Raw genomic sequence first — 6730 nt, forward strand, 5'->3', positions numbered from 1 at the left:
AAGCTGGCACACCCCTTGCGTTATCCCTTTCGTTGTAATCACACTCATCGATTTTTATAGGGATAGAAAAATGCCAACTCCTTGTTATATCGCCATCGAAGGCAAAACTCAGGGCAACATCACTGCCGGCGCATTCACTGCTGACTCTGTCGGCAACATCTACGTGGAAGGCCACGAAGACCAAATGCTGGTTCAAGCCTTTGACCACATCGTGACGGTTCCGACTGACCCACAAAGCGGTCAGCCTTCTGGTCAACGTGTGCACAAGCCGTTCAAGTTCACCGTGGCGCTGAACAAAGCTGTACCACTGATGTACAACTCGCTAGCGTCTGGTGAGATGCTGCCGAAGATTGAACTCAAGTGGTACCGCACCTCGGTGGAAGGTAAGCAAGAGCACTTCTTCTCGACCATTCTGACCGACGGCACCATCATCGATATCGATTGCCAAATGCCTCATTGTCAGGACGCACAGAAGAAAGAGTTCACCCAGCTGGTGACTGTGTCTGTTGCGTACCGCAAGATTGATTGGGAACACACAGTAGCAGGTACATCTGGTGCCGATGACTGGCGTGCGCCGATTGAAGCGTAAGGCTTCTTCGCAAAAGGTAGGGCGAGTTAACACCGATTTCGTGTCACTCGCTCACTGATACCTTTTGCAATCAACCCGTCTTCGGGTTTGAGGTATTGCGCTTTGTCCCCTCCACTTTTCAAGGGGAGGGTTAGGGAGGGGTTAGCTCTTCGCTTTTTCTCTCAAGCATGCAAAGCAATCACCTCAAACCGCTTAGGCGGGTTTTGTCGTCAAGCAATGACGCCTGACGATACTTCGTTTTAAGCTGGGATGGTTTATGGCTACGGAAAGCGGTCTCCAATTTACTCTTGCTGTTGAAGGCTTACCCAACGACACCTTTGCGGTGCTCGAATTCTCGGGAGAGTCGTCACTCTCTACGCCTTTTCTGTATCAGGTTAAACTCGCCAGCCGCAATGAATCTGTCTCCCAAGACGAGGTCGTTGACCGCAATGTCACCTTGATGCTGTGGAATAACGGCGAACTAGAACAACGCTTTCATGGCATTGTGCGCCGCTTTACTCGCGGTGATACGGGATTCAGCCATACCCGTTATGCCCTGGAGATGGTCCCTGCACTGTCTCGTTTATCGCTGCGTCATAACAGCCGCATTTTCCAGCAACAATCTGCCCCTGAAATCATGAGTGTCCTTTTGCAAGAGATGGGCATTGATGACTATGCCTTTTCCATTTCTGGGCAACCCCAAGTCCGTGAGTATTGTGTCCAGTACCGYGAAACRGATTTGGATTTCCTTCAGCGTCTSGCGGCAGAAGAAGGCATTTTCTATTGCTTCTTGCATGACAAAGACAAGCACACGGTGTTGTTCTCAGACGATACCCAGACCTTAACCGCGTCAGGACAAGCCCTCCCTTAYAAYGCCAATGTGGGCGGTAAGAGTGATGAGGCCTTTGTGAAAGGCTGGCAGTTCTCCGCACAAGCRCGCCCTTCGTCGGCGCAGCTTAAAGATTACAGTTTCAAAAAGCCGGCTTATGGCTTTTTGCACGACAAAGCCGGCACGGAAATGAGTTTCCAACGCGGCACCTATGAACACTACGATTACCCRGGCCGCTTCAAAAGCGATGCGGCAGGTAAGCCCTTTACCCAATACCGACTCGAGCACTTGCGCAGTGATGCGTTAACGGCGACCGCSTCCAGCACCATCATGCASGTRGAYGCRGGGATGGTGTTTGACTTRGARGGTCACCCKGAYGACACSACCAACCGGGATTGGATTGTGGTGACCCTGCACAGTGAAGGCACGCAGCCGCAAGCACTGGAAGAGCATGGCGGTGAAGGCATGACGTCCTTCCACAATACCTTTTCGGTCATTCCTGGTCATCGCCCTTGGCGACCATGCCCCGAGGCCAAACCTTGTGTGCACGGCCCTCAAATCGCGATTGTGACGGGCCCTGCCGGGGAGGAAATCTTCTGTGATGAACACGGGCGGGTGAAAGTGCAGTTCCCGTGGGACCGTTACGGCAACAGTGACGAAGCCTCTAGCTGTTGGGTACGTGTCTCCCAAGGCTGGGCAGGCGGTCAATACGGCATGATGGCGATACCGCGCATCGGCCATGAAGTGATTGTCTCTTTCCTTGAAGGCGACCCTGACCAACCCATTATCACGGGCCGCACGTATCACGCGACCAATGTGCCGCCCTACCCGCTGCCAGCCAACAAAACCCGCACGGTACTTCGAACCGAAACCCATCAGGGCGAAGGCTTCAACGAACTGCGTTTTGAAGATGAAGCGGGGCAAGAAGAAATCTATGTTCATGCCCAAAAGGACATGAACTTGCTGGTCGAGAATGACCGCAAAGACAACATCAAACATGACTTACATCTGGATGTGGAGAACGAGCGGTTTTCACACATCAAGGTGGATGACCACCTGACGGTAGATGGGCAAGCAAAGGCACATGTCGCTGGTGACATCAGCCTGACAACAGACAGTTCACTGCACATCAAACAAGGTAAGAAACATCTTCTAGAAGCAGGCTCAGAGATCCATCACAAGGCTGGCGACAAAGTCATTATCGAAGCGGGCACAGAAATCACCATTAAAACCGCCGCGGGTTTCGTCAAGCTCGACCCAGCCGGCGTGCATCTTTCTGGTGCTGTAGTGAATTTGAACTCCGGCGGCAGTGCGGGTAGTGGTAGTGGTGCTTCACCTGCTCTTCCAAGTATCTCAACCTTACTCATCAGCGAACTAGGTACCAATTGGGTTGAGTTTGATTACCTTGATCAAGACATGGCGCCATTTGCCAATGCACCATTTAAGGCCATTTTGAGCGATGGCACCGAAGTAGAAGGTGTCCTTGATGGCGACGGTCATGCGCGAATTGACGAAGTGCCAGCAGGCCCGGTGCGCGTCTATTACGACCCCGAAAGTGAATTCGAAGACATTGAAAAACAACCGATAGAACAATTGGTATCAAACATCGACGCCTTGTTAGGGGGAAGTAGCTAATGTGGGGTAATGAGTTATTTTCCTATCTCTATGACAACCTTGAAGAAGCCTACAGTGCTGGCGAAGATTACATTAAGCAGAAAGCACAAGATGCCTATGACTCCACACTCGGTGCGTTAGAGTGGATTTGGGAGGCCATGCAGGGCGACTTCAATACCAACCAAACCACAGGCCAAATCGCTGCAAATGCCGTTCTAGGGCTTATCCCTATCGTCGATCAGGTGCTTGACTGTCGTGATCTCATCGCAAACTGCCGCCTCATCTATAAAGATTCCAGCAACAAAGCAGCTTGGATTGCACTTTGCCTCACTCTGATTGGTTTGATTCCAAGTCTCGGATCCGCCATCAAAGGCATTCTAAAGATCCTGTTCCTGTTTATTCGCAAAGCCGGTGGGGATGTCGCTAAGGCTATTCGTCCAGCTATGGCACCTATTTTATCCTTCCTCGAAAACGATAAAGTTCGTCGAATTCTAGGCATCTCCCGCATTGATTTAGTGCTCCGCCAAGTTGCAGACAAAATCAGCAGCATTCGCGGTGAGGTCACTGCGGGCAAGCTGAAAGGTTTGCTAAACAGCGCCGTAGAAACACTCAACAGTGTTGTGGCAAAGATTCGTTATATCGCGCCTGCTGATGTCAAAATTTGGCTTGATGAGGCCGTGCGCATTGTACGTTCAGTACAAGAAATGGCAGATCGCATGATTGCGCCTGCTATCGCACCCGTTCAGAAGATTTTGGATGACCTTGCTGCTGCACTGAACAAGCAAGCCGATGAATATGCGCCAAGCTATCGTGCTGATGTTAATGCGCGCACGGTTCATGAACTGGACCCCAGTGTTGCAGCGGTTAACCCCCGTATTTTGACTCGCTCACAAAAAGGGTTATACGGCGAAATTATCAGTGACAACTACATGCTCAATCGCCGTCACGAAAATATGCTTCCTGTTGACCGCCAAGTACGCTCACTTGAAGATGCGCCACGAGGTCGAGGAATAGACGGTATCTATCGCAATGCGAATCCGCCACCACCGTTCATCATTACCGAGACAAAATATCGCACAACATCAGACACCTATATTGATTCGGATGGTGTTGCGCGCACAACGCTTCTTCCCACAACACGGGGCACGACCAACTACCCTGCTGCGAAGCAAATGAGTGATGATTGGATTCTTCCTCGTTTGGCGGATGACTTAGGGGATGCTCAAGCACGACAAGTTCGGAACCAAGGGTTTGATAGATGGTTAATGATTGTTGATGAATCTGGAGAAGTCGTTAATGTAACCAGATTAGATAGAGCAGCCAATGCCGTTGAATCTCTGCCGCTGGATTAAAGGAAGATCATGACCACATTTAATACAACGCGACGCGACCCATTCTTAGAAGAAGAAACCTATAACAAAAAGAATGAGTTTTTTGTCACGTGTGTGCTTAACGATGCAGAGTCTGAAGCTATCATCGTTGATGAAACCAGAGATATTCACCACCGCAAAGGTGTCAGTTGGGGCAACGTTATCGATCATGTCGAAAATGCCATTCTTACCTACTCAGCTGGCGGCAACATGCAAGAGGTGCAGGACAAAACCGCCCTTGCTCTCGATTATCTCGCGTTGCACAAATCTCGCTTTCCATTTCACACCATTGCCTATTGGGAGCCTGATGGCTATCAATACTTATACTGGCTACTCAGCCTAGCCGTGCTGACGGGTAATCGAGATGCTGTACTCTTGGTAATCCGCATGACAGCCAAAAACCCGCAAGATAACGATGACAAAGCCCTCGCACAGTTTTTCACGAGAGCAGGCATTCAAGGGTTACCACGCGCTGAAGAGCTCGTGAATGAAAAGACATACCACACGTTTTATGATGCGATAAAAGGCGACGGCGCATCGCCAACCAAAAGCGAACGCCAAGCTAGCCTCAAGGCCTACTTAAAAGGTTGGTACAAAGGCATGAAGGGGTGCTATTGGCATAATCGCCATAAAGGGCGCTTCCCCACCCATTTTGGCTATTGGGCGCTTGAAACTGCTGCCGCCACTGTTCTGTATGACCTTGATGATTCTAGCTATCAGCAACAACTCTATTACCCTAAAGACTGGGTAGATTTTGCGCGTGAAAAAGGCGTTGCCAATCAGTTCGCAGCCGACGGTCTGCCGCACCATCATCTCGCCTTACCGGAAGACGAAGCCCCTGCAACTGCGGAATGGGCTTCCAACATCAGTAATAGCAAAATTTCTGCACGCGTAGGAGAACGTTTGGGCGGAGAAAAAATCAACGAGAATGGTGATGCCGCGTTTTGGGTGAGTCTATGAAAGAAGTCATTCTTATCAGTATGATGGCCACCCTGCTGTCCCCTTTCTTCGCACATGCAAAAACAGCGATGCTCGAGGGTATTTTCACCTCACTCCCTGACGCCGGCTTTGAGAAAAACATTTTGGTTCGCCCCTTAGTGGAAGGGAACGGAAAAGCGGAAATCGACGGGGAAGGCTATTTAGCGGGGAGCATGTCAGCGGAAGACAAACTTCTTCTAGAAAGCTATTTTTTTTGGGAAGAAGGCTCACTTTCAAAGGCTGACTGTCTGAGCTTTCCCGCTCAGCAAACAACGCAGATCGAAGAGATCGCGGCCTCTAATGGTGATGATGCGGCGCAGATCGCGAGCAGTTATGTCACCGCTTCCGCTTACCTCGATAAGAAAAATGCAGAAGCCCTTTTTCCCCTGCCAAAATACAAAACGCGCCAAGTACTGTGTATTTCAAGTGAAGGAAAACATTTCCCTCAAACATCTGCATCGATTTTCTTTTATAACGCGCAAGTCGGTGTGATCCCGATGTTGAAGCAATAAACATCGAAAGATAAGGACATGAATCATGGGTAATGCAGTTCGACTCGGTGACATAGGAACAGAACACGATGGGTTTCCGCCAACACCCACAACAGCAGGATCGGGTACTGTCATCATTGATGGTATCCCACTTTGTCGTTTAGGCGATCCTCTTGCACCGCATGACAAACCTAAAAACCCGCCCCATGGAAGGAGCATTGCTGCAGGCTCGGCAACCGTGTTTGCAGACGGCAAACCTGTTGCAAGAACAGGCGACGCTGTAAGTTGTGGTGGTGTCGTTATTGGCGGTGGCACAGTCAACGTCGGCTAGGTGGTCTTCCATTCCTAACGATATGCTGCTGTTTCACCATCACTCTAAAGATCGCACCTTAATGCTGAGGAGTGGTTCAATGAAAAATCTGGCTTTAGCCCCTTCGTCTAAGGCCATTTTTTTACGTACGATCTCTCTGCTTCTTTGCCGTTTATATCTTATTCAGCCCACAAATTACTTTCACTTTTCGGCCAATTCTTGCTCAGCGAGCAATTTTTCGCCCAGCCCCTAAGCAACTCCTTGCTCTTTATTCCTTCTGACCAGCCTAACCCTTTGTTTTTATTCATCTCCATAGCTGGCACACCCCTTGCGTTATCCCTTTCGTTGTAATCACACTCATCGATTTTTATAGGGATAGAAAAATGCCAACTCCTTGTTATATCGCCATCGAAGGCAAAACTCAGGGCAACATCACTGCCGGCGCATTCACTGCTGACTCTGTCGGCAACATCTACGTGGAAGGCCACGAAGACCAAATGCTGGTTCAAGCCTTTGACCACATCGTGACGGTTCCGACTGACCCACAAAGCGGTCAGCCTTCTGGTCAAC

7 protein-coding genes are annotated in these 6730 nt (G+C 49.9%); all 7 read left to right on the top strand.

The annotated features are described in order from the left end of the window. Positions 1 to 70 precede the first annotated feature (70 nt). Positions 71 to 589: an Hcp family type VI secretion system effector gene (locus EQP46_RS23850; protein WP_017015011.1), complete on the top strand. Its 519-nt coding sequence runs from the start codon at positions 71 to 73 to the stop codon at positions 587 to 589. A 256-nt stretch (positions 590 to 845) separates the two neighbouring features. Next, positions 846 to 3032 carry a type VI secretion system Vgr family protein gene (locus EQP46_RS23855; protein ID WP_129495970.1) on the top strand — a complete coding sequence of 729 codons (2187 nt, stop codon included), beginning with the start codon at positions 846 to 848 and terminating at the stop codon, positions 3030 to 3032. Continuing rightward, positions 3032 to 4363: a hypothetical protein gene (locus EQP46_RS23860; protein ID WP_017011289.1), complete on the top strand. Its 1332-nt coding sequence runs from the start codon at positions 3032 to 3034 to the stop codon at positions 4361 to 4363. Before EQP46_RS23855 ends, EQP46_RS23860 begins: the two co-directional genes overlap by 1 nt. A 9-nt stretch (positions 4364 to 4372) precedes the next feature. Continuing rightward, positions 4373 to 5341, top strand: a complete 969-nt coding sequence (locus tag EQP46_RS23865) for a PoNe immunity protein domain-containing protein (protein WP_129495971.1) — start codon at positions 4373 to 4375, stop codon at positions 5339 to 5341. After that, positions 5338 to 5871 (top strand): hypothetical protein, encoded by a 534-nt coding sequence (locus EQP46_RS23870; RefSeq protein ID WP_129495972.1) that lies wholly within the window; start codon positions 5338 to 5340, stop codon positions 5869 to 5871. The genes EQP46_RS23865 and EQP46_RS23870 overlap by 4 nt, the downstream gene beginning before the upstream one ends. Before the next feature lie 25 nt (positions 5872 to 5896). Further along, a complete protein-coding gene (locus EQP46_RS23875) occupies positions 5897 to 6181 on the top strand; it encodes a type VI secretion system PAAR protein (RefSeq protein ID WP_017011292.1) in 285 nt (94 codons plus the stop codon). A gap of 362 nt (positions 6182 to 6543) precedes the next feature. Continuing rightward, positions 6544 to 6730 (top strand): type VI secretion system tube protein TssD (tssD, locus tag EQP46_RS23880; RefSeq protein WP_129495973.1); only part of this gene is annotated, 187 nt, incomplete at its 3' end.

The sequence above is a fragment of the Enterovibrio baiacu genome (assembly GCF_004120195.1).
Classification (GTDB): domain Bacteria; phylum Pseudomonadota; class Gammaproteobacteria; order Enterobacterales; family Vibrionaceae; genus Enterovibrio; species Enterovibrio baiacui.

What these genes read in the sequence shown, in the direction of transcription:
- EQP46_RS23850 (WP_017015011.1), top strand. Translation starts at nt 71, where the DNA reads ATGCCAACTCCTTGTTATATCGCCATCGAAGGCAAAACTCAGGGCAAC.
- EQP46_RS23860 (WP_017011289.1), top strand. Translation starts at nt 3,032, where the DNA reads ATGTGGGGTAATGAGTTATTTTCCTATCTCTATGACAACCTTGAAGAA.
- EQP46_RS23865 (WP_129495971.1), top strand. Translation starts at nt 4,373, where the DNA reads ATGACCACATTTAATACAACGCGACGCGACCCATTCTTAGAAGAAGAA.
- EQP46_RS23870 (WP_129495972.1), top strand. Translation starts at nt 5,338, where the DNA reads ATGAAAGAAGTCATTCTTATCAGTATGATGGCCACCCTGCTGTCCCCT.
- EQP46_RS23875 (WP_017011292.1), top strand. Translation starts at nt 5,897, where the DNA reads ATGGGTAATGCAGTTCGACTCGGTGACATAGGAACAGAACACGATGGG.